General features: G+C 74.4%; 23 protein-coding genes and 1 riboswitch. Of the genes, 9 read left to right on the top strand and 14 right to left on the bottom strand.

All coding sequences use genetic code 11. The annotated features are described in order from the left end of the window. Positions 1 to 4: 4 nt before the first annotated feature. Both Drose_RS11720 and Drose_RS11715 read left to right on the top strand, forming a co-directional pair. Complete coding sequence (locus tag Drose_RS11720) at positions 5 to 1,531, top strand: precorrin-2 C(20)-methyltransferase (protein WP_260728198.1); 1,527 nt, start codon at positions 5 to 7, stop codon at positions 1,529 to 1,531. 53 nt (positions 1,532 to 1,584) lie between these two features. Continuing rightward, positions 1,585 to 2,478: a DUF72 domain-containing protein gene (locus Drose_RS11715; protein ID WP_260728197.1), complete on the top strand. Its 894-nt coding sequence runs from the start codon at positions 1,585 to 1,587 to the stop codon at positions 2,476 to 2,478. Positions 2,479 to 2,545: 67 nt separating this feature from the next. Here Drose_RS11715 and Drose_RS11710 read toward each other — a convergent pair whose 3' ends face one another. From Drose_RS11710 to Drose_RS11700, 3 genes are all read right to left on the bottom strand, one after another. Then, positions 2,546 to 3,310 (bottom strand): cobalt-precorrin-6A reductase, encoded by a 765-nt coding sequence (locus Drose_RS11710; protein WP_260728196.1) that lies wholly within the window; start codon positions 3,308 to 3,310, stop codon positions 2,546 to 2,548. A 57-nt stretch (positions 3,311 to 3,367) separates the two neighbouring features. After that, complete coding sequence (locus Drose_RS11705; RefSeq protein ID WP_260728195.1) at positions 3,368 to 3,952, bottom strand: hypothetical protein; 585 nt, start codon at positions 3,950 to 3,952, stop codon at positions 3,368 to 3,370. A 307-nt stretch (positions 3,953 to 4,259) separates the two neighbouring features. Then, a complete protein-coding gene (locus tag Drose_RS11700; RefSeq protein WP_260728194.1) occupies positions 4,260 to 5,315 on the bottom strand; it encodes a hypothetical protein in 1,056 nt (351 codons plus the stop codon). Positions 5,316 to 5,471: 156 nt separating this feature from the next. Here Drose_RS11700 and Drose_RS11695 point away from each other — a divergent pair, with 156 nt between their 5' ends. Then, positions 5,472 to 6,236: a LamG domain-containing protein gene (locus Drose_RS11695; RefSeq protein ID WP_260728193.1), complete on the top strand. Its 765-nt coding sequence runs from the start codon at positions 5,472 to 5,474 to the stop codon at positions 6,234 to 6,236. Positions 6,237 to 6,314: 78 nt separating this feature from the next. Here the strand turns inward: Drose_RS11695 and cobM are convergent, their stop codons facing one another. The 5 genes from cobM to Drose_RS11665 are packed head-to-tail and all read right to left on the bottom strand — an operon-like array spanning position 6,315 to position 12,662. After that, positions 6,315 to 7,055 carry a precorrin-4 C(11)-methyltransferase gene (gene cobM / locus Drose_RS11690; protein WP_260728192.1) on the bottom strand — a complete coding sequence of 247 codons (741 nt, stop codon included), beginning with the start codon at positions 7,053 to 7,055 and terminating at the stop codon, positions 6,315 to 6,317. Continuing rightward, positions 7,052 to 8,599, bottom strand: coding sequence for a precorrin-6y C5,15-methyltransferase (decarboxylating) subunit CbiE (gene cbiE / locus Drose_RS11685; RefSeq protein WP_313900015.1), 1,548 nt, complete (start codon positions 8,597 to 8,599; stop codon positions 7,052 to 7,054). Before cbiE ends, cobM begins: the two co-directional genes overlap by 4 nt. Further along, complete coding sequence (locus tag Drose_RS11675) at positions 8,590 to 9,978, bottom strand: cobyrinate a,c-diamide synthase (protein WP_260728191.1); 1,389 nt, start codon at positions 9,976 to 9,978, stop codon at positions 8,590 to 8,592. Before Drose_RS11675 ends, cbiE begins: the two co-directional genes overlap by 10 nt. Next, entirely contained in the window at positions 9,972 to 10,574 is a 603-nt protein-coding gene (cobO, locus tag Drose_RS11670) for a cob(I)yrinic acid a,c-diamide adenosyltransferase (protein WP_260728190.1), read from the bottom strand. The genes Drose_RS11675 and cobO overlap by 7 nt, the downstream gene beginning before the upstream one ends. Positions 10,575 to 10,580: 6 nt before the next feature. Then, positions 10,581 to 12,662 carry a VWA domain-containing protein gene (locus tag Drose_RS11665; RefSeq protein ID WP_260728189.1) on the bottom strand — a complete coding sequence of 694 codons (2,082 nt, stop codon included), beginning with the start codon at positions 12,660 to 12,662 and terminating at the stop codon, positions 10,581 to 10,583. Positions 12,663 to 12,717: 55 nt separating this feature from the next. After that, positions 12,718 to 12,846: riboswitch (cobalamin riboswitch) on the bottom strand. A 100-nt stretch (positions 12,847 to 12,946) separates the two neighbouring features. Between Drose_RS11665 and Drose_RS11660 the strand changes: the two genes are divergently transcribed. The 3 genes from Drose_RS11660 (at position 12,947) to Drose_RS11650 (ending at position 15,172) form a co-directional block, all read left to right on the top strand. Beyond that, a complete protein-coding gene (locus Drose_RS11660; protein ID WP_260728188.1) occupies positions 12,947 to 13,879 on the top strand; it encodes a hypothetical protein in 933 nt (310 codons plus the stop codon). A 108-nt stretch (positions 13,880 to 13,987) separates the two neighbouring features. After that, positions 13,988 to 14,251, top strand: a complete 264-nt coding sequence (locus Drose_RS11655) for a hypothetical protein (protein ID WP_260728187.1) — start codon at positions 13,988 to 13,990, stop codon at positions 14,249 to 14,251. A gap of 303 nt (positions 14,252 to 14,554) precedes the next feature. After that, on the top strand, positions 14,555 to 15,172 hold the full coding sequence (locus Drose_RS11650; RefSeq protein WP_260728186.1) for a hypothetical protein: 618 nt from the start codon (positions 14,555 to 14,557) through the stop codon (positions 15,170 to 15,172). A gap of 8 nt (positions 15,173 to 15,180) precedes the next feature. On the opposite strand, the gene Drose_RS11645 is transcribed toward Drose_RS11650, so the two are convergent. The 5 genes from Drose_RS11645 to Drose_RS11625 all read right to left on the bottom strand — a co-directional run bounded on the left by Drose_RS11645 (position 15,181) and on the right by Drose_RS11625 (position 20,632). Beyond that, entirely contained in the window at positions 15,181 to 16,299 is a 1,119-nt protein-coding gene (locus Drose_RS11645) for a hypothetical protein (protein ID WP_260728185.1), read from the bottom strand. Positions 16,300 to 16,468: 169 nt separating this feature from the next. Beyond that, complete coding sequence (locus Drose_RS11640; RefSeq protein ID WP_260728184.1) at positions 16,469 to 16,870, bottom strand: hypothetical protein; 402 nt, start codon at positions 16,868 to 16,870, stop codon at positions 16,469 to 16,471. A gap of 122 nt (positions 16,871 to 16,992) precedes the next feature. Further along, the gene (locus Drose_RS11635) at positions 16,993 to 17,769 is read right to left on the bottom strand and encodes a phosphodiesterase (protein WP_260728183.1); all 777 of its coding nucleotides are present in this window, start codon (positions 17,767 to 17,769) and stop codon (positions 16,993 to 16,995) included. Positions 17,770 to 17,832: 63 nt separating this feature from the next. Then, on the bottom strand, positions 17,833 to 18,483 hold the full coding sequence (locus Drose_RS11630) for a response regulator (RefSeq protein ID WP_260728182.1): 651 nt from the start codon (positions 18,481 to 18,483) through the stop codon (positions 17,833 to 17,835). A 25-nt stretch (positions 18,484 to 18,508) separates the two neighbouring features. Beyond that, positions 18,509 to 20,632, bottom strand: a complete 2,124-nt coding sequence (locus tag Drose_RS11625; RefSeq protein ID WP_260728181.1) for a sensor histidine kinase — start codon at positions 20,630 to 20,632, stop codon at positions 18,509 to 18,511. Positions 20,633 to 20,830: 198 nt separating this feature from the next. Between Drose_RS11625 and Drose_RS11620 the strand changes: the two genes are divergently transcribed. Then, entirely contained in the window at positions 20,831 to 21,469 is a 639-nt protein-coding gene (locus Drose_RS11620) for a hypothetical protein (protein ID WP_260728180.1), read from the top strand. A gap of 63 nt (positions 21,470 to 21,532) precedes the next feature. Here the strand turns inward: Drose_RS11620 and Drose_RS11615 are convergent, their stop codons facing one another. Continuing rightward, positions 21,533 to 22,120, bottom strand: coding sequence for a TetR/AcrR family transcriptional regulator (locus tag Drose_RS11615; RefSeq protein ID WP_260728179.1), 588 nt, complete (start codon positions 22,118 to 22,120; stop codon positions 21,533 to 21,535). Between the two features lie 65 nt (positions 22,121 to 22,185). Between Drose_RS11615 and Drose_RS11610 the strand changes: the two genes are divergently transcribed. Together Drose_RS11610 and Drose_RS11605 are read left to right on the top strand one after the other, a co-directional pair. After that, positions 22,186 to 22,704, top strand: a complete 519-nt coding sequence (locus tag Drose_RS11610; protein ID WP_260728178.1) for a MarR family winged helix-turn-helix transcriptional regulator — start codon at positions 22,186 to 22,188, stop codon at positions 22,702 to 22,704. Further along, positions 22,701 to 24,305, top strand: coding sequence for an MDR family MFS transporter (locus tag Drose_RS11605; protein WP_260728177.1), 1,605 nt, complete (start codon positions 22,701 to 22,703; stop codon positions 24,303 to 24,305). The genes Drose_RS11610 and Drose_RS11605 overlap by 4 nt, the downstream gene beginning before the upstream one ends. Positions 24,306 to 24,462: the final 157 nt, after the last annotated feature.

The following is a 24,462-nucleotide window of genomic DNA, read 5'->3' as shown; positions in this document are numbered from 1 at the left end:
CATAGTGGACAGTGCAGGCCCGCGAGGGCGGCTGTTCGGCGTCGGCCTGGGCCCCGGCGACCCCGAACTGATGACGGTCAAGGCCGCCCGGCTGATCTCGGCGGCTCCGGTCGTCGCGTACCACAGCGCCCGCCACGGCCGCAGCATCGCCCGTTCGATCGCGGCGCCCTACCTGCGGGCGGGCCAGATCGAGGAGGCCTTCGTCTACCCGGTCACGACCGAGGACACCGCCGACTACCGGACGGTCATCGAGGAGCACTACGACGCCTGGGCCGCGCGCCTGGCCGCCCACCTCGACGCCGGGCGCGACGTGGTCGTGCTGTGCGAGGGCGACCCGCTGTTCTACGGCTCGTACATGCACATGCACAAGCGGTTGTCCCAGCGGTACCCGACGGAGGTCGTGCCCGGCGTCACGTCGATGGCCGGCGCAGCCGCGGTGCTCGGCCGGCCGCTGGTCGAGCGCGACGAGGTGCTGACCGTGCTGCCGGGCACCCTGCCCGCCGACATCCTCGCCGAGCGGCTCGCCGCCACCGACTCGGCGGCGATCATGAAGCTGGGCCGCACCTTCGGCAAGGTCCGCGACGCGCTCGCGCGCACCGGCCGGCTCGACCAGGCGTGGTACGTCGAACGCGCCACCACCGACAAGGAGCGCGCCGTGCCGCTGGCCGACGTCGATCCGGCCACGGTGCCGTACTTCTCCATCGCGCTGCTGCCCAGCCGCGTCCACGACGAGACCGCCGCGGCGCTGCGGGCGGCGCCGTCGGCGGGGTCCGGCACGGCACCCGCCGGCGAGGTGGTCGTCGTCGGGCTCGGCCCGGCCGGCCGTGACTGGCTGACCCCGGAGGCCCTCGCGGCCGTCGAGGCGGCCGACGACCTGGTCGGCTACGGCCCGTACCTCGACCGGGTGCCGGCCAACCCGCGCCAGCGCCGGCACGCCTCCGACAACCGGGTCGAGACCGAGCGCGCCGAGTTCGCGCTGGCCCTGGCCCGGGACGGCCGCCGGGTCGCGGTCGTCTCGTCCGGCGACCCGGGTGTGTTCGCGATGGCCGCCGCCGTGCTGGAGGTCGCCGCCGAGCCGCGCTGGAAGGACGTCCCGGTCCGGGTGCTGCCCGGCCTGACCGCGGCCCAGGCCGTGGCCAGCCGCGTCGGCGCGCCGCTGGGCCACGACTTCTGCGTGCTGTCCCTGTCCGACCGGCTCAAGCCGTGGGAGGTCATCGCCGCCCGGCTGGAGGCCGCCGCGAAGGCCGACCTGGTGATCGCGATCTACAACCCCGGCTCGAAGAGCCGCACCTGGCAGGTGGAGGCGGCCCGCGGCCTGCTCCTCGCGCACCGCTCCCCCGACACGCCCGTGGTGCTGGGCCGCGACGTGGGCGGCGCGGGTGAGCGGGTGCGGGTGGTGCGCCTGGCCGATCTGCGACCCGGCGAGGTGGACATGCGCACACTGCTCATCGTCGGCTCCTCGCAGACGCGGCTGCAGGACCGGGGCACCGGCACACCGGTGGTGTGGACCCCGCGGCGATATCCCGCCTGAGCTCGCTCCTCCCCGAGTTGCCGTTCGCCGCGCCGCGCGGTGGACTGGATTACATGAGTGTGATTCGGGTCGGTACGTCCTCCTGGGCCGATCGGGAGCTGCTCACCTCGGGGTGGTACCCGCGCGGCGTCCACACGCCGGCCGGGCGCCTCGCGTACTACGCCGGCCGCTTCGACCTCGTCGAGGCCGACACGAGCTACTACGCGATCCCGGCGCCGGAGACGACGGCGTCGTGGGCGCTCGCGACGCCGGACGGCTTCACCTTCGACGTCAAGGCGTTCGGCCTGTTCACCGGCCACCACGTCCGCGTGGGCACGCTGCCGAAGGACCTGCGCCCGCCGGCGGCGCCGCCGAACGGCACCGTGCGCCGCAGCGACCTGCCGCCCGAGACCGTCGACGAGCTGTGGCAGCGTTTCCACGACACCCTGGACCCGCTCGCGGCCGCCGGCCGGCTCGGCGTGATCCAGCTCGGCTTCCCGCCGTGGTTCGCGCACGGCGAGGCGGCGACGCGCCGGATCCTCGACACCGTCGAGCGCTGTCAGCCCCACCCGGCCGCGGTGGAGCTGCGCCACGGCTCGTGGTTCCAGGGCGACCGGGCCCTGAAGACCATGCTCATGCTGCAGAGCGCCGGGGCGTCGTACGTCTGCGTCGACATGCCGCAGGGCCACCCGTCGTCGGTGCCCCCGCTGCTGGCGGTGACGGCGGAGCCGGCGGTCGTCCGGTTCCACGGCCACAGCCCCGACTGGGCGCGCGGCTCGAAGGAGGACAAGTTCCGCTACGCGTACCAGGAGCGGGAGCTGCGGGACTGGGCGGCCCGGCTGCGCCGGCTGTCGGAAGAGGCGGACGAGGTGCACGCGCTCATGAACACCTGCTGCGCCGGTCAGGCCCAGCGCGACGGCGCCCGCCTGGCCGCGCTACTGGCCGACCAAACGGCCCGCTCCCACTAACCCCACCCCCGGCTCGCGTCGATCTTGCAGTTGTGGTGCCAGGACGCTCCGTGGATGTCCGGGTTTGTCAGGAACCACAAGTGCAAGATCGACGCGGACCGGGGGTGGCTCGGGTCAGGTGGGCCAGGGCTGCCTCCACCGTCGGGACCGCGACCGCGCCCGGCGGCAGCGGGGGGCGGTCGACCATGACGACCCGCAGGCCCAGGTCGCGCGCGGCCGTGAGCTTCGCCGCGGTCATCTCGCCGCCGCTGTCCTTCGTCACCACGACCTCGATCGCATGGTCCCGCAACAGCGCCGTCTCGCCCGCCACCGTAAACGGGCCGCGGTCGAGCAGCGTCGCCATCCTCGGCGGGACCGGGGACTCCGGCGGGTCGACGCTGCGCACCAGGAACCACGGCCGGGTCAGGTGGGCGAACGCCGGCAGACCCCGGCGGCCCGTGGTCAAGAACACCCGGTCGGCGCCGGCGACGGCGCCGGCCGCCGCGGGCAGGTCCGGGACGCGGTGCCAGCGATCGCCGGGCCGCTCCGTCCAGCCGGGGCGGCGCAGGACCAGCAGCGGCACGCCGGTGGTGGCGGCCGCCTCGGCGGCGTTGCCGCTCATCCGGGCGGCGAACGGGTGCGTGGCGTCCACGACCACGTCGACGCGCTCCGCGGTCAGGTAGGCGGCCAGCCCGGCCGCGCCGCCGAAGCCGCCGACGCGGACCTCACCCGGCGGCAGCACCGGCCGCGCGACCCGGCCCGCGAGCGACGTGACGACCCGCGGCCCGGGCCGCAGCGCCACGGCCAGCCGCCGCGCCTCCCCCGTCCCGCCGAGGATGAGCACCGTGAACACGGCGAAAGACTAGCGCGGCCACGGCGCCGCGGCCCGAACCCTCCGGCGCCGCCCGGTTCAGGCGAGGATCTGGCCGGTCCCGCCCGCGGTCTCGTTGACCGCCTCCAGGTAGGCCTTCATGTCGGTGCCCTTCAGCCCGCCGCCGGCCACGACGACGGTGTCTCCGACGATGAGCGTCGGGTGGGCCTTCGCCTGGTCCTGGGCGTACGCCTTCGCCGCGTTCGCCGACTTGAACTCCACGTAGATGGCCTGCTGCCCGCGGTGCGGCAGCATGTCACCCCGCTTCTTGTAGCAGTCGAACTGCTTGAAGTCGGCGACCGCGGAACGGTACTTCGGGTCGACGCCCGTCGAGTTGCCGTCCCACTGCCCGACCGGGCAGTCGGCGTCCTTGGTGAACAGCTCACCCGTCAGCTTGGCGACGGTCTGGTACTGCAACTGCCCCGCCTTGCCGGAGGAGCCGGCCTTCGCGGACCCGCTCGGCGCCGCGCCGCCGGACTCGGCGGCGCCCGAGGCACCAGCCGAAGCCGCGGAGGTGGCGGGCGTGGCCGCGGCGGGAGCGTCGGCCTTCTTGTCGTCACCGCAGGCCGCGGTGAACAGGAGCGTGGCGCAGGCGATGGAACCGGCGATCAGCAAACGCTTCATGAGTGGATTCGCTTTCATATGGTGGTACCGCGGGAGGCACGGGATCTCGGGTGGACGCGAGCAACGTATGCACCCCGGCATCCCGTTGCATCCCGGATGTATGCCACCCGACAACGAACGTGTCCCAGCTCACCGAACCTCTTGGACTGCGCCGTTTTCCGGACTGTCCGGACCCTTACGACCGACTGGACAGCAGGCGGTGCCGCACCGCGCCGGGCAGCGGCGGCGAAGGCTCCACAATGGACGTGGCCGCGGACTCCCCCGGCAACGCGCTCCCGGCGACGCGCTCCCGGTGGCCGGCGACGGCTCAGCGACGGCGCGACCGCCGTGCGGCGGCGATCGCCATCAGGGCCACGACCCCCGCGGCGCCCGCCAGCAGGACTCCCCGCTGCCCGCGCTCCTCGGCCGGCGGCGCCGCGCTCGCCGGCTGTTGCTGTTGCGCCGGACGGGTGGTCTCCCGATGGAGGTCGTACTTCAGGACGCTCACCGGCCCCGGCTGGTCGGAGACGGTCAGGATGCTGTTGCCGTCGGGGCTGTACGCGACGGCCTCGCCCTGCGGCTCGCCGGGCAGCGGCGTGACCTTCGGCCGGCCGGTGGTGATGGCCTGGGCGACGTCGCCGCCGGTGACCTCGAACTCGTAGGCGTCGGAGTACGTGCGGACGACCGCCCGCGTGCCGTCGGGCGACACCGCCGCTCCGGTGATGAGCGCGCTGCCGAGGAAGCCGAGCGGGTTGTCGGTGCCGGTCCGGGTGGGTTGGAAGTGCCCGATCTCGGTGAGGTCGGCACCGGTGGTGTTGGCCGCGGTGTTGCCCGACGGCAGCGGCCCGTCGAGGCGGAACACCTCGCCGCCCGGCTCCTTGGTGACGATGACCGGCCGGCCCGCACCGTCGATGAGCAGCGCCTCGGCGTCGCGCGGCTCGCCGTCGGGATACCGCAGGCGGTGGATCTCCGGGCGCTTCGCCCCGGGCCGGAGGGTCCACAGTGCGATCGTGCCGCGCCGCTTGCCGGAGCCGCCGGACAGCGGGCTGTTGTCGCCGATGTCGGCGATCCAGACGGTGCCGGTCCGGTCGACCGCCAGGTCCTCGGGGTCGCGGGCGGTCGTCGGGTAGCCGACCGAGCGGGTCACCGCGCACGCCCTGTCGAGGAAGAACAGGCGGGTCCGGCGCGGGTCGGGGCTGGAGTCGTTCTCGACGAGGTAGCCGCCGGGGATCACCGCCATGCCGGACACTTCGGTCACGGCGGGGTCGGTGATGCGGCAGACCTGCTCCGGGTTCCGCCGCTCCTGCGCGAGGGCGGGAGCGGGAGCAGCCACGACACCGACGATCACACCGACGATCACCAGGAGCGCCGCCGCCGACCGCATGTCATCGATTCTGGCAGACAGCACGTGGAGAACCGATGCTCAGCCGGGGGTTCACCCGGTTCGAGTGACCCTGGGTCGACCGATCGGTTACCGAGAGCACGCGACACGTTGGTGAAATCAGCGGGCCGGAGACGGATTATGTGCCACATTTCGGACATGAAGACATGGGGGAACACAGCCGCGACGCTGAGCATCGCCGCTCTGCTGTTCGGGATCGCGGGACCGGCGCCGGGCGCCGCCACACCCGCGCACGCCATATCCACAGCCGCACCGGTCGTCGCACCGGTCGTCGTCGCGCGGTACACCTTCGACACCACGACCACCGGCAGCACGGTCGTCGACGACTCCGGCCGCGGGCACACGCTCACCCCGTCGACCGCTCGCGGCGGCAAAGTACGGCTGGCGGAGCGGGCGTCCGGCCGGGCGGCGGCCTTCCCGGCCAAGTGCTCCGGGAAGAAGTGCCCGCACGCGGTGCTCCAGGCGCCGGACGCGCCGGACCTCAACCCGGGCACCGGCCCCGTCCGCTTCGGCGCGACGATCAGGTTGCGGCAGCACCGGGCCGGCTCGGGCCAGAACATCGTCCAGAAGGGGTACTCGGCGTCGGGCAGCCAGTACAAGCTCCAGGTCGACGGCGCGGCCGGCCGGCCGAGTTGTGTGGTCGCCGACAACGTGGTCCGCGGCATCCACGTCGCCCGGTCGGACGTCGCCGTCACCGACGGCGCCTGGCACCGGCTCGAGTGCCGCCGGGCCGGCACGGCGCTGATCCTGCTGGTGGACGACGTGGTCCACGCGACAGCGACGATCCCCGCCACCCTGTCGGTGACGAACACGGTGCCGCTGAGCATCGGCGGCAAGGGCGACGGCGCCGACAACGACCAGTTCCACGGCAGCCTCGACGACGTCTGGATCGCCCTGGGCTGAGCGCTCCCGGGAAGACCCGCGACGGGACGGCCCCGCCCGCCGTCCCGTCGCCGTTGGCGGTCCGCGACCGGATCCTGGCTACCGCTTCCGGGTCGCCGAGTAGAGGTGGCTGTCGGGGAACTCCTCGGCGGTGAGGACCCGGCCGACGACGATGACCGCGGTGCGCCTGATCCCGGCCGCACGCACCTGGTCGGCGATGCCGGCCAGGGTGCCGCGCAGGATCACCTCGTCGGGACGGCTGGCCCGGGCCACCACGGCGACCGGGCAGTCCGCGCCGTACCACGGCACCAGTTCGGCGGCGAGCACCTCGATCCGCTGCACCGCGAGGTGCAGCACCAGCGTCGCCCGGCTGGAGGCCAGGGCGGACAGCTCCTCGCCGGGCGGCATCGGGGTGGCGCGGGCCGCGGTCCGCGTCAGGACGACCGACTGGGCGACGCCCGGCACGGTCAGCTCGCGGCCCAGCGCGGCCGCGGCCGCGGCGAAGGCGGGCACACCCGGCACGATCTCGTAGGGGACGCCCGCCGCGTCGAGCCGCCGCAACTGCTCGGCCATCGCGCTGAGGATCGACGGGTCGCCGGAGTGCAGCCGGGCCACGTCGAGGCCGGCGGCGTGCGCGGCGGTGAGCTCGGCGAGGATCTGGTCGAGGTCCAGGTTGGCCGTGTCGACGAGCCGCGCGCCGGGCGGGCAGTGGACCAGCAGCTCCGCCGGCACGAGACTGCCCGCGTAGAGGCATACCGGAGACGCCGCGATCCGGTCCCGGCCGCGGATCGTGATGAGGTCCGCGGCGCCCGGCCCGGCGCCGATGAAGTACACCGTCATCGTGAAACCACCCATTGCGTCACCGGCAGCATCGGCCGCCATCCGAGGAACCCGCCGACGGGCGCGGCGCGGTTGACGGCGATGCGGGTCAGCTCGCCGCCGTGCGCCGCGTGGAGCTCGGCGACGAGCCGCTCCGACTCGACCGTGACCGCGTTGACGACGAGCCGCCCGCCGGGGCGCAGTGCGGCCCAGCACCGGTCGAACACCCCCGGTGCGGTGAACCCGCCGCCGACGAACACCGCGTCCGGCGTCGCGTCGGACGGGTCCAGGCCGTCGAGCGCCGCCGGCGCCGCACCGACCACGACGGACAGGCCCGGCACGCCGAGCCGCGCCGCGTTGCCGGCGATCCGCCCGGCGCGCTCCGCCGACTGTTCGACGGCGACCGCGCGGCAGGACGGGTGCACGCGCAGCCACTCGATCGCGATGCTGCCCGAGCCGGCGCCCACGTCCCACAGCAGCTCGCCGGGGCGCGGCCCGAGCCGGGCCAGGGTCACGGCGCGAATCTCGCGCTTCGTGAGCTGCCCGTCGCTGTCGTACGTGCTGTCGTCGAGCCCCGGCACCAGCGGCACCCCGGCGGCACCGCGGCACGCCACGGCCACGACGGTCAGCGGTCCCGCCGCGCCGGGGTCGTGGTGGATCCGCTCGTCCGGCCCGCCCAGCGACTCGAGGATCGTCACCTCGCTGTCCGCGAAACCGCTGTCCTCCAGGATCTTCCAGACCTCGGCCGGCGTGCCGGCCCCGGAGCTGAGGACGAGGACGCGGCGCCCGTCGTGCAGCACGCGCCGCAGCGCGTCGACGGACCGCCCGACGGCGCTCACGACCGAGACGTCGTCGACGGCCCAGCCGAGCCGGGCGCAGGCGAGCGAGACGGACGACGGGTGGGTGAGCACCCGGACGTTCCGGGCGCCGAGGAGCCGGACGAGGGTCGAGCCGATGCCGTAGTGCATCGGGTCGCCGCTGGCCAGCACGCACACGGCGCGGCCGTGGACCCCGGCGAGCAGCCGCGGCAGCGCGGGGACCAGCGGCGACGGCCACACGGTGCCGCGGTGCCGCAGGCCGGGCACCAGCTCGAGCTGCCGGCGTCCGCCGAGGACGACGTCGGCCGAGTCGACCGCCGCCCTAGCCGCGTCGGTGAGCCCGGTGAACCCGTCGGCCCCGATGCCGACCACGGTCACCGGGGGCGCGGCGGCGGCGACGGCGACGGTGGCCCCGCCGGAGGCCCGTTTCGGGGACAGCAGCACGGCCGGGCCGGGGGTCGCCAGCAGCGCCGCGGCCTCGGCCACGCTGCCGGTGCCGAGCGCGGCCGCCACCCGCGCCGACGGCGAGGGCACCCGGACCTCGGCGAGCCGCCGCGCCGGGAAGGTGACCACGTCCCAGCCGTGACGGGCCGCCAGCTCGCCCGCGACCGCCGCTCGTTCGTCCACTGTGGACACCGTGGTCACCTCGGCCAGGTCGCCGGGGCCGGGCAGCGATTCGCGCACGAGCGCGTCGAGCTCGTCCACGCCTGTCGCCGGGCGTGCGCCGATACCGACCGTCAGGCGCATGACGCCACCAGCCGGTAGGCCAGTCCCGGCGCACCGGCCCAGTGCAGGTGCAGGTAGGACGCGTGCACGGAACCGGAGACGAACCCGTCGCGGGTGCCGGGCTGCCACGCCCAGGCGGGGGTCGTGCCGGCGGGCGGGGTGACGGCGGTGCGGTGGAACTCGTGGCCGCTGACCCGTGTGCCGGCCGGGGCGAGGACACTGTCGGCGACGGCGACCGCGTCGCGGTAGCCGAGCGTGAGCCGCGGGGTCATCACCGCCTCGGCGTCGAGGACCCCGCACATCGGCCGCCCGTCGAGGGAGCGGCACAGCCACAGCAGGCCGGCGCATTCGGCGGCGATCGGGCCGCCGGCCGCGGCGAGCCGGGCCACGGCGGCGCGCAGCGGTGCGTTGGCGGCGAGCTGTTCGGCGTACACCTCGGGGAACCCCCCGCCGACGACCAGCGCCCGCGTGCCGTCCGGCAGCCGCTCGTCCCGGAGCGGGTCGACGGTGACGACCTCGGCGCCGGCGGCGGCGAGCAGCTCGACCGTCTCGGCATACCCGAACGAGAACGCGGCCCCGCCCGCGACGGCGACGACCGGCCGCCCGGCCACGGGCGCGGCGACCGGACGGCCGGGCACGGGCGCGGCGGCCCCGGGCACGGCGCTCCCGGGCACAGCGATCTCGGGCGACCACGGCTCGGCGGCGAACGGCATCGCGCCGCGGGCGACGGCCAGCACCGCGTCGAGGTCGACGCTGCCGGCGACCAGGGCGGCCAGCGCGTCGACCGACGCGGTCGCCTCGGCCGCCCGCTCGACCACCGGGACCAGCCCGAGGTGCCGGGACGGCGCGGCGACGGCGTCGTGGCGGCGCAGCACGCCGAGGACGGGCGTGCCGACCTCCGCGCAGGCGTCCCGCAGGATCTGCTCGTGCCGGTCGGAGCCGACCCGGTTGAGGATCACGCCGGCGATGTGCAGGGTGTCGCCGAACGACCGGAAGCCGTGGATCACCGCGGCGATCGACCGGGCCTGCGCCGTGGCGTCGACGACGAGGACGACGGGCGCGGCGAGCAGGCGCGCGACGTGCGCGGTGGAGCCGAACTCGCCCCACCCGGTGCGGCCGTCGAACAGCCCCATCACACCTTCGACGACGGCGAGGCCGGCACCCGCCGAGCCGTGGGCGAACAGCGGCCCGACGCGTTCCTCCCCCACCAGCACCGGGTCGAGGTTGCGCCCGGGCCGGCCGGCGGCGAGCGTGTGGTAGCCGGGGTCGATGTAGTCGGGGCCGACCTTGAACGGCGCGACCGTGAGCCCGCGCGCGGCGAACGCGGCGAGCAGCCCGGTCGCGACGGTGGTCTTGCCGTGCCCGGAGGCGGGTGCCGCGATGACGAGACGGGCTACCATTCGATGCCCTGCTGACCCTTCCGGCCGGCATCCATGGGGTGCTTCACCTTCGTCATGTCGGTGACCAGGTCGGCGATCTCGACCAGGTCCGGGTGCGCGTCGCGACCGGTGACGACGACGTGCTGGTTGCCGGGCCGGTCGCGCAGCGTCGCGACGACGTCGGCGATGTCGACCCAGCCCCACTTGATCGGATAGGTGAACTCGTCGAGCACGTAGAACCGGTACGCCTCCTCGGCGAGGTCACGCTTGATCTGCGCCCAGCCCTCGGCGGCCTCGACGGCGTGGTCGCGCTCGGTGCCGGGGCGCTGGATCCAGGACCAGCCCTCGCCCATCTTGTGCCAGACGACGGGACCGCCCTTGCCGGTCTCGCCGAGCGCCTTGAGCGCCGTCTCCTCGCCGACCCGCCACTTGGGGCTCTTCACGAACTGGAACACGGCGATCGGCCAGCCGGCGCTCCAGGCGCGCAGCGCCATGCCGAACGCGGCGGTCGACTTGCCCTTGCCCTGTCCGGTGTGGACGGCGAGGACGTGCTGGCGGCGCCGCTGCCGCGTGGTGAGCCCGTCGTCGGGGACGTGGTCGACCTTGCCCTGGGGCATGTCTGATCAGCTCCTGTCCTGTAGCGCGGCCAGCGGGACGCACGAGGCGTCGAGTGCCCGGGCCAGGCGCTGGGCCAGGCCCAGGCGGATCGGGCCGGACTCGCAGTCGACCACGACCGTGGCGACCCCGGCGAGCAGGGGCGCGACGGTCAGCGGGTCGGGACCGTCGGTCGACCGGCCGTCGGTGACCACGACGAGCAGGGCGCGGCGGCGGGCGTCGCGCCGCCGCTCGCCGTGGAGCGTGCGGGCCGCCTGCCGCAGCCCGGCCGCGAGCGGCGTGCGCCCGCCGGTGCGCAGCTCCGCCAGGCGCAGGACGCCGACCTCGTGGCTCGCGGTCGGCTCGAGGACCGTCGTGGCCTGCCGGCCCCGGAAGGTGATCATGCCGACCTTGTCCCGCCGCTGGTACGCGTCGCGGAGCAACGACAGCACGGCCGTCTTCACCACGCTCATCCGCTGCCGCGCCGCCATCGACCCCGAGGCGTCCACGACGAACAGCACCAGGTTGGCCTCTCTGCCGACCTTCACCGCCTCGCGCACGTCGTCGGCCGTGACCGCGCGGGCACCGCGCAGGGCCGCCGCCCGCACCGTGTCGGGCAGGTGAAGGCTGGTGAGCTTGCCGCCGAGCGGGCGGCGCGAGCGGACGACCCGGCCGTGCCGCGAGAGGGCCGGGGAGCGCCGTCCGGCGTGCGAGCCGGGCTGCCCGTTCGCCCGCCCGGCGACGGTGAGCAGCCGCGGCCGGTACGGCACTCCGGCGAACGCCGCCGCCGACGGTGCCCGCACAGCGTCACCGGTGCCTTCGGATTCCCCGGAGTCCGCGGGCGGGTGCCCTGGACCGACGCTGTCCGCGGCGGGACCGGCGCCGCCGCGCGGATCCGGATCCCGGCCGCTGCCGTCCGGGCCGCCCGGCCCCGCACCGGGACCGCCGTCCGGGCCATCATCCGGGCCGTCAGTGGGGCCGTCACTCGGGCCGCCGTCCGAGCCGCCGTCCGAGCCGTCCGCCGGGCCGCCGGAAGGGCCGGGGTCCGGGCCCGTGTCGGGGCCGCCGCCGGCCGGTGGTTCCTCGTCGGGCGCCTCCTGCTCGAGGATCTCCTCCAGGCGCTCGAGGTCGGCGCCGGGCGGGTCGAGCGGATCCCTGCGCCGCCGGTGCGGCAGCGCCAGCCGGGCCGCGTCGCGCACGTCCGTGCGCGTGACCGTGGGTCGCCCGTGCCACGCCGCGAGCGCCACCGCGGTCCGCGCCACGACGATGTCCGCCCGCAGACCGTCGACCCGGTACGCGAGGCAGATCCGCGCGATCCGGTCCAGCTCCCCGTCGGGCAGCGCCACCCCGGGCAGCAGGGCGCGGGCGGTGACGATCCGGGCGGCGAGCCGGGCGTCGTCCTCGGCGAAGCGCGCCGCGAAGGCGGCCGGGTCGGTCTCGTAGGCGAGCCGCCGCCGCACCACCTCCGCGCGCGGCGCCGCCTCCTGCGGGGCGCTCACGCCGACGACGAGCCCGAACCGGTCGACCAACTGCGGCCGGGGCTCCCCCTCCTCCGGGTTCATGGTGCCGACGAGCAGGAACCGCGCCGCGTGCTTCACCGACACCCCGTCGCGCTCGACGTGGGCGCGGCCCATCGCGGCGGCGTCGAGGAGCAGGTCGACAAGATGGTCGGGGAGCAGGTTGACCTCGTCGACATACAGGACGCCGCGGTGCGCCGCCGCGAGGAGGCCCGGCTCATACGCCTTGACCCCCTCGGCCAGGGCACGCTGCAGGTCGAGCGTGCCGACGACCCGGTCCTCCGTGGCGCTGACCGGCAACTCTACGAGGGCCGAGCGGCGGCGGGTGCCGCGGCCGCCGGACGCGTCCAGGGCGTGCGGCCCGTCCGGGCACTCCGGGTCGGGCGCCGCCGGGTCGCAGGCGAAGCGGCAGCCGTTCACCACCGCGACCTCGGGCAGCAGTGCGGCCAGGGCCCGCACGACGGTCGACTTGGCGGTGCCCTTCTCGCCCCGGACGAGGACGCCCCCGATCGCCGGTGAAACGGCGGTGAGCAGGAGCGCCAGGCGCAGGTCGGCGAGGCCGACCACGGCCGAGAACGAATACGGCGGGGTCACGACACATCCCTTCGGCGGGTCCGCGCCCGCAAGGTGCTGGCTGAACAAGCGGCCGGAGTCTCCTGACTCCCGGATCGCCGCTGTCCCCCGGCCTTCCAGCCTGTTACGGCCGTGGCCCGTGCGCTGGAGGACGGCTCCCCGGTCACAGTGGCGGGACCGTCCCGGATTTCCACCGGTGTTCCTCCGCGTACCGCTCGCAGTCATCGTGTCCCACGCGCCCCGGGACAGTCAACGCGACCCCGTCGAGCGTGACCCGATCGACAGCGCGCGCTCACACTGCGCTCATGTCCCGCTCAGGTCACGCTCACATCGCCCGCCGTTCCGCCGATCGGCAGGATATGGTGCGGCGCTGGTGGGGCCGGAACGCCGCCGCGCAGGCGGCGCTGAGCCTCCTGCTCGTGGTCGCGTCGCTCGTCGCCGCCACCCCGCTCCGCCTGCCCCCACCGGCCCCGGAGACCTCCGTGGCCCCGCCGGGCACACGGGCCATGTGGCTGTGGGAGCGGGAGCGGCCCGCGCCGGTCGTCGCCTGGGCCACCGCCAACGGCGTCCGGACCATCTTCGTGTCCTTCGACCCGCGCGCCGACGCCGCCGAGCTGGCCCGCCTGCGGCAGCTCCGCGCGCTGTGCGACGAGGCCGGTGTCACGCTCGACGCCCTCGGCGGCGAGCCGGCCTGGACGACCGACCACGCCGCCGCGCTGACCTGGGTGCGGGCCGCCGCCGCGACCGGGCTCTTCCGCCGCCTGCACCTCGACGTGGAGCCCTATCTCCTGCCGTCGTGGCAGTCGCTGGTGCCGCGGTTCCTCGCCCTCCTGGACGCGGTCCGGGCCGCGACGGACCTGCCGCTGGAGCTGGACGTGCCGTTCTGGCTCCCGACCGTCGCAGCGCCGCCAGGCGAAGGCGCCACGCTCGCCGACGCCGTGCTGGAGCGGGCCGACGCCGTCACGGTGATGAGCTACCGCACCACCGCGACCGGCGCGAACTCGATGCTCGGCGTCGCCGGTGACCTGCTCGACCGGGCCGCGAAGGCGGCGAAGCCGGCCCGCCTGGCGGCGGAGACCCAGCCGCTCGGGGACTGCGCGTACTGCAGCTTCCACGGCACCTCCGGCGACCGGCTGCGCCGCACGCTCGCCGAGGTGGACGCGGCCGCGCAGCGTTACCCGGCGTTCGCGGGCATCGCGGTGCACCGGTACGACACCTGGACCGCGCTCGCCGGGTAGCTCAAGCCCGGGCGCCGATCAGCACCACGACCGACACCAACGAGGTGACGCTCGTCGTGACGTGACGAGCGGCGTGACAAGTGGCGTGACAGACCCGGAGGTCCCGCGATGATCCGCTCCCGTTCCCTGCTCGCGCTCGCCGGTCTCGCGCTCGCCAGTCTCGCGCTCGCCTCCGGTGCGGCCGGCTGCGGCGACGCGCCGGACGCCACGAAGGCCCGGATGACCGCGCCGTCGGTCGCGCCGGTCTCGGCCTCGGCGTATGCGGCGCGGCCGACGTACCAGGACCTGACGGCCGAGCAGGTCACCGGGTGCCGCTGCTCGGGGCTGATGGTGGTCTACCCGGTGACCGGCCTGCTGCTGTTCACCGGCTGAGGTGGTGAGCGGCATCGGGGGAGGGGCCGCCCACCAGGCTCAGCGGTACCGCATCGTTCTGATCAACATCTCTCTATGGTCGTCGGCGCCGGGCGCGGGCCCGGCCGGCCGAGGTGGTGGTTCGAGGATCTCGGTGATCCCTTCAAGTGGTGCTGAGGACAGGATCGACGAACCCGCTTGGCGTTCGCTTGGCGCGCACTTGCGGCGCGGTGTCGTCCGCACGACAGCGCCGTGGCAGACCGGTGGCAGACCCGCGGCGGTGGCGGCCCCCGCCGCTCGCGCCCGTGCCGTATCTTGCCCTACGTGAGCAGGGACGTGGTGGACCTCACCCGGATCCCGGCGGAGTCGAACCATCCCGCGTCGACGGCCCGCGCCGTCGTCTGGGCGGCCGGCATCGGCATCTGCGGGGTCCTCGTCCTCGTCGTGCTGCTCTCCACCGACCTGGTCCTCGGCAAGCGCCTCGACGTCGTGCTGCCCGAAGCGATCGGGACGATGACCCAGGTCCCGCTCCCCGCCGACCTGGAGCTGCGGCAACAGGCGCTCGACCTGGGCGCGGACACCGCCTACGCGGCGGCCTACGGCGACGGGACGGGCACGTTGGTCGTGTGGGGCGGCAGCGGCCCGGCGATCGGGCGCGCCGACGACCGCGGCCTGCTCACCGGTTTTCGGGACGCGTGGCTGGCGCAACTGGGCGGCGCCGCGGTCGGCGCCGCCGCGGCGGTGGACCCGGGGCAGGTCGGCGGCCTCGCCGAGTGTGCGGGCATCACCGGAGACGGGTACGGGAACGCGTCGGCGCTGTGCCTGTGGACGCGCGACGAGGTCCTGCTGGCGATGCTGTTCGGCGGCGCCGGCTCCCCCGGACTGCCGCCACCGGGCGAGCGGCTGCGTGAGGTCCTCGCCGCGATGGTGATCGTCGTGTGAGGTGATCGTCAGGCTGCCGACGCCTCGAGCATGAGGCGCTCGGCGGCGGCCTCCCGCACCTCGGGGGTCTCGATCGAGTCGTCGCGGAGGTAGGTCAGGCGGGGTTTCGTCCGGGCGTCGACCGGCACGTGCCGGACGGCGAGCAGCCGGACGGCCGCCTCGCAGTCCCACAGTCCCTCGGTCAGGGCGCCGGCGCACTCCTCGGGCTCCAGCGCCAGGCGGGCCCGCAGGTAGGAGGCGCGCTCATGGGAGTGCGGGCTGAACCACAGGCGGCGGATCCGGGGCAGGGCGGCCCGCGCGGGCTCGCCGCCGATGCGGACCAGGCCGTCGATCAGCCGGTCGTAGCCGCACAGGTCGTCGGGGCGGCGGTCCAGCCAGTCCAGTCCGGCCAGCAGGGCCGGGCTGTCGGACTCGTCGCCGTGCCGGGCGAGGACGGTGAGGGCGAGCCAGTACCGGCCGGAGCCGGGCTCGGCCGCCCAGGCCCGGGCCGCGGGCACGGCGCCCGGACCGGGATCGGGGGCGTCGTGCTGGTCGGTGCCGGCTTGCGCGGCGTCGTGCGAGCGGGCGGCGCGGAGGCGCTCGTCCCGCCCGGTCCAGTCGGTCCACGGCAGGCCCGCCCATCGCAGGTCGTGGTCGCCGGCGGTGCCGAGCCGGTCCATCGCCGCCGGGAGGAGGTCGTCCCACCAGTTCGCCGGCCAGCTCCGGGCGATGGCCTCGAGGGCGCCGGACCAGTTGGGGCCGATCCGCACGTACCGCCGCAGACTCCCGATCACCTCGTCGACCTCGGCCCTGCCCAGGGCGGTGAGGACCTCCAGGACGTGCGTGAACTCGTTGTCCTCGTCGTCGGCGGTGTAGAGCCGCGACACGAGCGGGCCGACCGGCAGGCCGAGGTCGCGGACGAGGCGGGCGAGGTAGGTGCCGCGCTCGTCGCAGGTCGAGAGCCAGCGGTGGTCGCGGCGGATGCACGCGTTCACCAGGTCGGGGCCGGCGGGGTCGAACCTGGCCCGGAACGCGCCCCGGCCGAGGCCGCGTTGCAGCGCGCCGGCGCGGGTGCGGGTCGGCAGGTAGTGCCACTCGTCGGGGTCGGGCTCGGAGCCGATCGTCCTGCCGGTGCCGTCTGGGTTCATGGGATCGCAGTCTCCGTCATCGCCGCCGCCGAGCGCTGCTCATATTTCGGTCCGAAATCGGTTGACAACCGTCCGTCGTCGCGCGGGCCTGTTGACCCACGCCGAACGCCGGCCGGCTCTCGCCGGCCGGCGTTCGGAGCGCATCGGCACCGCATCCGGGGTGGACGGGTCAGGCGCTCGAGTCCGAGATCTCGTTGTTGCTCACGAAGCCCCCGCTGGTGAGGAAGTTCTCGAGCCGCGACGTGATGCTGTCGATCTCGGCGACCTCCGCGGTCTCGCCCGCCGAGAAGCCGGCGGAGCCGCCCTCCTCGCCGTAGGCGGCGAAGGTGTGCTCCTGCTCGATCTCGGTGTGCTCGTAGCGCGTGTACTCGGTGACCTCGTAGTGGTTGCCGGCCGCATCGGTGTACTCGATGTGGCGGATGTTCTCGAACTCCTCGTGCTCGTAGCTCTGGTGCTCCTGTTCGAGGATGCCGTACTGCGACTGGTAGTCCTGCTCGCTGCCGCTCTCGGCGTGGACCTCGGCCAGGCTGCCGTGGCCTTCGCTCATCTCGATCTCGCCGTACTCGCTCATGGGGTGGTCCTCTCGGATGCGTCTTCGTGGTGATGCGCTGGTGTCATTCACGGTACGGGCGGGCGGGGCGGTCAAAATCCCGGAAACGTGCCAGGCCGGTATCCCCCGTTAGGTCCCCCGCGCTAGTACGCGACGACGGGCGCGGCGGTGTGGCCGGTCGGCACGGTGTGGGTGACACAGGCCGCCCCGGCGCCGTCACCGTCCAGCCAGTGGAGCAGGAAACCGGCCGGTTCGTCGACGAAGCCGACCGGCCGGCCCTCGCGCATCCCGAGGTCGACCTGCCGGTACGTGCTGGGCGCGACGGTCAGCGTCGTCCCGGCGAACCCGGCGGTGACGACCCGGTGCAGGTGCCCGGTGAGGACCCGGACGACGCTCGGGTGCCGGGCGACCACCCCGGCGAGGGCGTCCCCGTCGACCAGCCGGATCTCGTCCATCCCCGGGATGCCGACCCGGATCGGCGGGTGGTGCAGGCCGACGAGAACCGGCACGCCGGACCGCTCGGCGAGCGCCCGGTCGAGCCAGTCGAGCTGCTCGGCGCCGAGCTGCCCGCCGTCGGCGAGCTCCGGCGCGAGCGAGTCGAGGACGACGACCGAGAATCCGGAGTGGTCGGCGACGTAGGTGGTCGCGGACAGCCCGAGCGTCGCCAGGAGCGGTTCGCGGCGGTCGTGGTTGCCGGCCGCGAGGTGGACCGGGATCGGGTAGTGGCTCAGGAGTTGCCGGAGCGCCGCGTATTCGCCGGCCTCGCCCCGGTCGGCGAGGTCGCCGGTGATGACGACGCAGTCGGGCCGCGGCTCGAGGGCGAGGACCCTGGTGAGGGCCCGGTAGAGCCCGGCGGCCGGCTCGGCGGCGAGCGGCCCGGTCGTGATGTGCGGGTCGCTGAGGTGAGCAATGAGCGCCATGCGCCCATCTTGCTGTGCAGGCGCTTTGCTGTCCCGGCGCTCTGCGGTGCCGGCGACGGTGGATCAGCGGCCCAGGCCGGCCTCGCGGGCCCGCACGATGGCCTCGGCGCGGTCGGCGACCTGGAGCTTGGCGAAGACGTTCGACACGTTGTTGCGGACCGTCTTCTGGGACAGGAACAGGGCCTGGGCGATCTGCGCGTTGGAGCGGCCGGCGGCGAGCAGGTCGAGGATCTCCCGTTCGCGGGCCGTGAGCTCGGGGAACGCGGTCGTCGCCGACGGCGGCCCGGCGGCGAAGAACTCGGCGATGCGCCGGGCCAGGGTCGCGCCGAACACGGCGCCGCCGGAGGCGACGGTGTTGATGGCCCGCACGATCTCCTCCTGCTCGGCGCCCTTCACCAGGTAACCACGGGCACCTGCGCGGACCGCGGTGAAGACGGTGCCGTCGTCCTCGGACATGGTCAGCACGACGACCCCGACCGAGGGCGCCTCGGCGGCGAGCCGCCGGGTCGCCTCGATGCCGTTGAGCCCCGGCATCTGCACGTCCATCACCACGACCTCGGGCAGCAGCTCCACGGCCAGCTCGACCGCCTCGACACCGGTGGCGGCGGTCCCGACCACGTCGATGCCGCCGACGGAGCCCAGCAGCATCGCCAGGCCGTCACGGAAGATCGGGTGGTCGTCCGCCACCACGACCCGCACGACGTCGTCAGCCAATGCGCACCTCCGCTGTCTGGGCCGCTCAGGAATGGGCCGCTCCGGAAGGGGCAGCTCCGGAAGGGCCCCCGCCGGTATCGACCCCGACGACCTGGGCTCCAGAGCTTAGCGGCAGGTGCGCCCGCACGACGGTACCGCCCGCGGGCGGGCACTCGATCTCGCACCGGCCGCCGAGTTCGGCCGCGCGTTCACGCAGCGACACGAGCCCGACGCCGGCCGGGATGCCGGCCGGGATGCCCACGCCGTCGTCGGAGACCTCGACGACGAGGGTGTGGTCGTCGCGACGGAACCGGACGGTGCAGATGGCGGCGTTCGCGTGTTTCGTCACGTTGGTCAGCGCCTCGGACGCGATCCGGTACGCCGCGACCTCGACGGCGGCCGGCAGGTCGGCGAGATCGGTGGCCTCGACCCGGGTCACCATGGCCGGGGTGCGCAGCCGCTCGGCGAGCTGCCCGACGGCGCCGGCGAGGCCCACGTCGTCGAGGGCCGGCGGACGGAGGTCGTGGACGAGCCGGCGCACGTCGGCGAGGGCCGCCGCGACGTCCTCGCGGGCCTGGCGGAGCATCCCGTCGGCGCGCGCGACCGCGTCACCGGCGCCGCGCAGCAGGTTGCGGGCGGTGTCGATGCGCAGCGCCACGCCGCCGAGCGCCGGGCCGAGGCCGTCGTGGAGGTCGCGGCGGACCCGGCGGCGCTCCTCCTCACGGGCCCCGACCAGGCGTTCGCGGCTGCGCTGCAGCTCCGCGGCGAGGTAGCTGGAGCGGGCCGCGGCCGCCGCCTGCCGGACCACGTCGGCGAGGAGCTGCTCGTCCTTCGGCGACAGGGCGGTGCGCGGGTCACCGGCGGCGAGGATGAGCCGGCCGACGGTCTCGTCGCGGTACGTGATCGGCAGCATCTGCGTCTCCGGCGGCGCCACGCCGTGCTCGGCGAGCAGCGTGCCCCCGGTGCGGTACACCTCCACGGCGACGTACGGCGACCGGAACGCCTCGGCGACGCCGCGCGCCACCGCGAGCAACTGGTCCTCGGGGCTGTCGGAGCGCTCCAGTTGCTCGGCGAGGCCCGAGACGACGCGGTACGGGTCGTGCCGCTGCCCCAGCACCACGCGCTGGACGAGCAGCCACAGCCGGTTGCGCAGCGGCCCGTACACGATCAGGACCACGAGCAGCCCGACCAGCGCCGCGCCGTCGCTGGGCCGGTCGACGCCGGGCAGCGTGGCGACGAGCGTCAGGACGGCGGCGTCGACGACGACGACGATCGTGGCGAGCGCCCCGTAGAGGACGGTACCGCCCAGCAGCCGGTCGATGTCGAACAGCCGGGGCCGCAGCACGCCGACGGCGATCGCGAACCCGGTGACCGTCACGGCGGCGAGCAACCCGGCGCTGGTCACCTGAGACGGCAGTACCAGCGTGGACAGCATGACGAGCACGTCGACCACGCCCGCCCACACCAGCCAGCGCATGCGGGTCTTCTCGAGGCCGGCCGCCCGCCGGTACCGCCGGAACACCACGGCGAACGGGACGAGCATGCTCAGCGGCAGGGCCGCGTAGCCGACCCGCAGCAGGACGGTCCACACGGCGTCGGGCAGCGGCAGGGTCAGCAGGTCGATCGAGAGGTCCCGCCCGGCGACCGGCTCCGGCCCCGCGGCGGCGGCGTCGGCGAGCCGTTCGGGCACGAACAGCAGCGTCGCCGGCAGGACGGCGGTCGCGCCGAGGCTGCCGAACACCGCCCAGCGCCAGCGGCCCGCCGGCAGCCTCCCGTCCGGGTAGAAGACGAGCAGCAGCGGCAGCGAGAACAGCAGCCCGGCGCCGACCCGCTGGTACATCCAGTACGCGAGCGCCGCCCCGGGCAGGGTCGGGTGCCGCGTCGTGGCGTAGGCCACCCACGACGAGGCGGTCCCGTCAACCGCCCAGTGCAGGCCGGTCACGCACAGGATCCACGAGACCGCGTTGCGGGGTGCCTTGCGCACGAGCAGCCCGCCGGGGATCGCGAGGGCGAGCCCGGTCAGGCCGGCGATCCAGCCCGCTTCCAGGCCGTCCGAGGACCGGCGGGCGGCGTCGACCGACAGTTCCAGGACGGCCGACACGCCGGTCGCCGCGGCGGTGAGGACCACGAACACGCCGCCGACCAGGGTCGACACCTTGAAGCGGGACACGCAGTCATGGTGCCAGCCGCCGTGTCCCCGGAGGCAGAGGACGGGTGTCCCGTCCGGCCCGGGACACGGTTGAGGACGGCGGCCGGGGCGCGCGGCCCTGCCGCCCGGGTCGCGGTTCCCCGGAAGCTCTACGGCATACCCGGACAGCGACGAGCTGGCCGTACGCCATACAGCCCCTCCCCGAAGCAACGAACTGCCATGACGATCCGTACCGGCCACCTCCCCGCCCGCACCGACCTCCCGTCCGGCACCCCGGTCGTCCCGGGCATCTCCGCCCGCCGGACGCGGGCCCTCGGTCTGGCCCTGACCACCGGCACGCTGGCCTGGGCCGCGGCGATGTTCACCGTCGGCAACAACCCCGACACCTCGACCGGCATGACCATCACCGACATCGGCGGCACCCTCTTCCAGCTCGGCGTCTTCGCGCTGCTGGCGGTACAGTTGCGCACCCGTGCCACCGGCACCTCGAAGGTGGCCCGAAGCATGCTCTACGTCGAGCACGTGCTGCTGGGTCTCGCCACGATCTGGAGCGTCCTGCACGCCGTGCCGGCACTGCGCGACGCGGCCTGGCTGGTCCCGCTCGACGCGTTCTGGCCGCTGTCGATGCTCGGCATGTTCGTGATCGGGCTGAAGATCCTGTTCGCCGGTCGCTGGCGGGGGCCGGCCCGGATCTGGCCGATGGTCGCCGAGAGCTGGGCCGTGGTCACGGTGCCGACGTTCGTCATCCTCGGCGATCCGGTGGCGAGCTGGGTCGGCGGCGCCCACCTGATCATCGGTTACGCGACGCTGGGTGTGATCCTGGCGCTGCGCCCGCAGCTCGTCGGTGCCCGCCCGTGAGCTGGGCCGGCCCGACCCGATAGACAGAACCTCTCCGTCCAGTCCGTCCAGGCGCCGTCTTCGCTACGCGAAGGCGGCGCCTGTCGCGTCCAGCGCCTCGCGCATCACGTCGCCCAGCGCAGTCCCGGCCGGGCGGTCCAGCCACGCCTGCACGGCGACCCGGATGGCGGCGAGGAAGGCCGCGGCGGTCAGCCGGGCCCGCATCGGGTCGGTGACGCCACGGGCGGTGAGCTCGGCCGTCAGGTCGTCCTCGAGGGCGCTGTACGTGCCGGTCTGCTGCGCGGCGAGCGTAGGGTGCCGGCGCACCAGGCGGACCTGGGTGACCCACTTCGGGTCGCGGGCGCCGAGCCGGCGGTCCAGCTCCAGGGCGGCCGCGGTCAGCGCGGCCCACGGCGTCTCGGTGGCCGGCCGGGCACGGACGGCGTCGAGCAGCAGTTGCATGCGCAGCCGGTCGCCGTGCAGGAGCGCCTCCTCCTTGCTGGCGAAGTAGTTGGAGAACGTCCGGCGGGACACGTCCGCCGCGTCGGCGATGGCCTCGACGGTGACCCGCTCCGGGCCGTGCTCGACGGCGAGCGCCACGGCGGCCTCGTGGAGGGCCTGCCGGGTGGCGGACTTCTTACGTTCCCGCAGGCCGGTGCTCACGGCCTTCATCCTACCCGGGGACACTGTTAGCTACTTCTCACTGGGCAAACTTGCGCGATGGGCAAGAATTTTGGATGCTTGTACCAGGCAAGTATTTGTCGCTTGCCGGTCGGTATCTGTCGTTCGCCGCTCAGGCCCAGCCGATGGAGGACTTCGTGGAGACCGCCGTCGCCCCGCTCCGGGAGGAGCTGCGCGCGTTGCTGAAGGTGGTGCGCCTCGTCAAGCAGCGGCAACAGCACGGCCGCGTCCCGCTCGGGGCGATCGGCATGCTCGGCGCGATCGAGCGACTCGCCGGCGGCTGCCACCTCAAGGAGCTCGCCGCGACCTGCGCCCTCGACCAGTCGACCACCAGCCGTGCGGTCAGCGCGTTCGTGCAGGCCGGGCTCGTGCGCCGGGTCGCCGACCCGAACGACGGGCGGGCCAGCTTCCTCGAACTGACCGATGAGGGCCGGACGGCCCTGCGGGAGTCGAACGAGTGGTACGACGCCCTGCTCGCCGACGCGCTGCGCGACTGGACCCGCGCCGACATCGAACTCTTCGGCGCACTGCTGCGCCGCTTCGCACAATCCCTGCTGACGGAGGCGAACCGATGAGTCAACCGCACGCCGTGGCCGCCCCGGCGCAACCCGGGGAGCCGATGAGTCATCGGCAGATCCTCGAGGCGCTGAGCGGCCTGCTGCTCGTGCTCTTCGTGGCGCTGGTGAGCTCCACCATCGTCTCGACCGCCCTGCCGAAGATCATCGGCGCGCTGAACGGCTCACAGAGCCAGTACACCTGGGTGGTCACCGCCACCCTCCTCACCGCGACCGCCTCCACCCCGATCTGGGGCAAACTCGCCGACCTCTACGACAAGAAGCTCCTGGTCCAGATCTCGATCGTGATCTTCGCGGTCGGTTCGACGGTCAGCGGCCTGGCCCAGAACGCGGGCGAGCTCATCGCCGCCCGGGCGTTCCAGGGCATCGGCGTCGGCGGCCTCCAGGCGCTCGTCCAGGTCGTGATCGCCGCGATGATCCCGCCGCGGGAGCGCGGCCGGTACAACGGCTACCTCGGCGGCGTCATGGCCGTCGCCACCGTCGGCGGCCCGCTGCTCGGCGGCCTGATCGTCGACACCTCGTGGCTCGGCTGGCGCTGGTGCTTCTTCGTCGGCGTCCCGATCGCGATCCTCGCGCTGATGGTCCTCCAGAAGACGCTGCACCTGGTCACCATGCGCCGCGACAACGTGAAGATCGACTATGTGGGCGCGGCACTCATCGCCGCCGGCGTCAGCGTGCTGCTCATCTGGGTGTCGTTCGTCGACGACTCGTTCGCGTGGCTGTCGTGGCAGACGCTCGCCATGGTCGCCGCCGGCGTGGTCCTGCTCGCCCTCGCCGTCTGGGTCGAGTCCCGGACCAAGGAGCCGGTCGTGCCGCTGCCCATCATGGCCCAGCGCACCACCGCCCTGTCGATCCTGGGCAGTCTCGCCGTCGGCATGGCCATGTTCGGCGGCGCGGTCTTTCTCGGCCAGTACTTCCAGATCGGCCGCGGCTACTCCCCCACCGAGGCGGGCCTGCTCACCATCCCGATGATGGCCGGCGTGCTGACCTCCTCGATCGTGGCCGGCCGGCTCATCACGAGGACCGGCAGGATCAAGCCGTACATCGTGGCGGGCACGATCATCCTGGTCGCCGGCTGCGGTGTCCTGTCGGTCATCGACCACGAGACGTCGCTGTACTTCGTCGGCGGCGGCATGCTGCTCGTCGGCGTCGGCGTCGGCATGTCGATGCAGAACCTCGTCCTCGCCGTGCAGAACACCGTCCGGCTCAAGGACATCGGCGCGGCGAGCTCCACCGTCGCGTTCTTCCGCTCCCTCGGCGGCACGATCGGCGTCTCGGTGCTCGGCGCCGTCCTGGCCCGCCAGGTCACCGACGACATCACGCGCTCTCTGGCCGCGGCGGGCGTGCAGGCCCCGGCCGGCGGCCAGACCAGCAACCTCAACCTCGACGCGCTCCCACCGGCGATGCAGGAGATCGTCCGCGCCGCGTACGGCGACGCGACCGGTCACATCTTCCTGATCTCGGCCGGCATCGCCGTGATCGGCGTGATCGCCGCGCTGCTCATGCGGCCCGCGGCCCTGCGCACCACGCTGGACCTGGCGGAGCCCGCCGAGGCACCGGGCGCGGAGCCCGTCGACGGGCCCGTGCTGACGAACCGCTGACCTTTACGGGTCCTGCCTCCGCGTTCCCGGCCCTTGCGGGTCCTCCTTCCGGGTGAAGGAAGTTCGGGGCCGTCACCCTCGTTGTCCGGCCTCGTTACCGGGTCAGCTAGGTGCCCCCCGACCCGGCGACGGACGGATCCCACGATGAGACCGGCAA

Origin of the sequence: Dactylosporangium roseum, assembly GCF_025264685.1 — a bacterium.
GTDB lineage: Bacteria > Actinomycetota > Actinomycetes > Mycobacteriales > Micromonosporaceae > Dactylosporangium > Dactylosporangium roseum.
The sequence above is the reverse complement of the archived record's forward strand: the minus strand, read 5'-3'. Positions and strand labels throughout refer to the sequence as shown.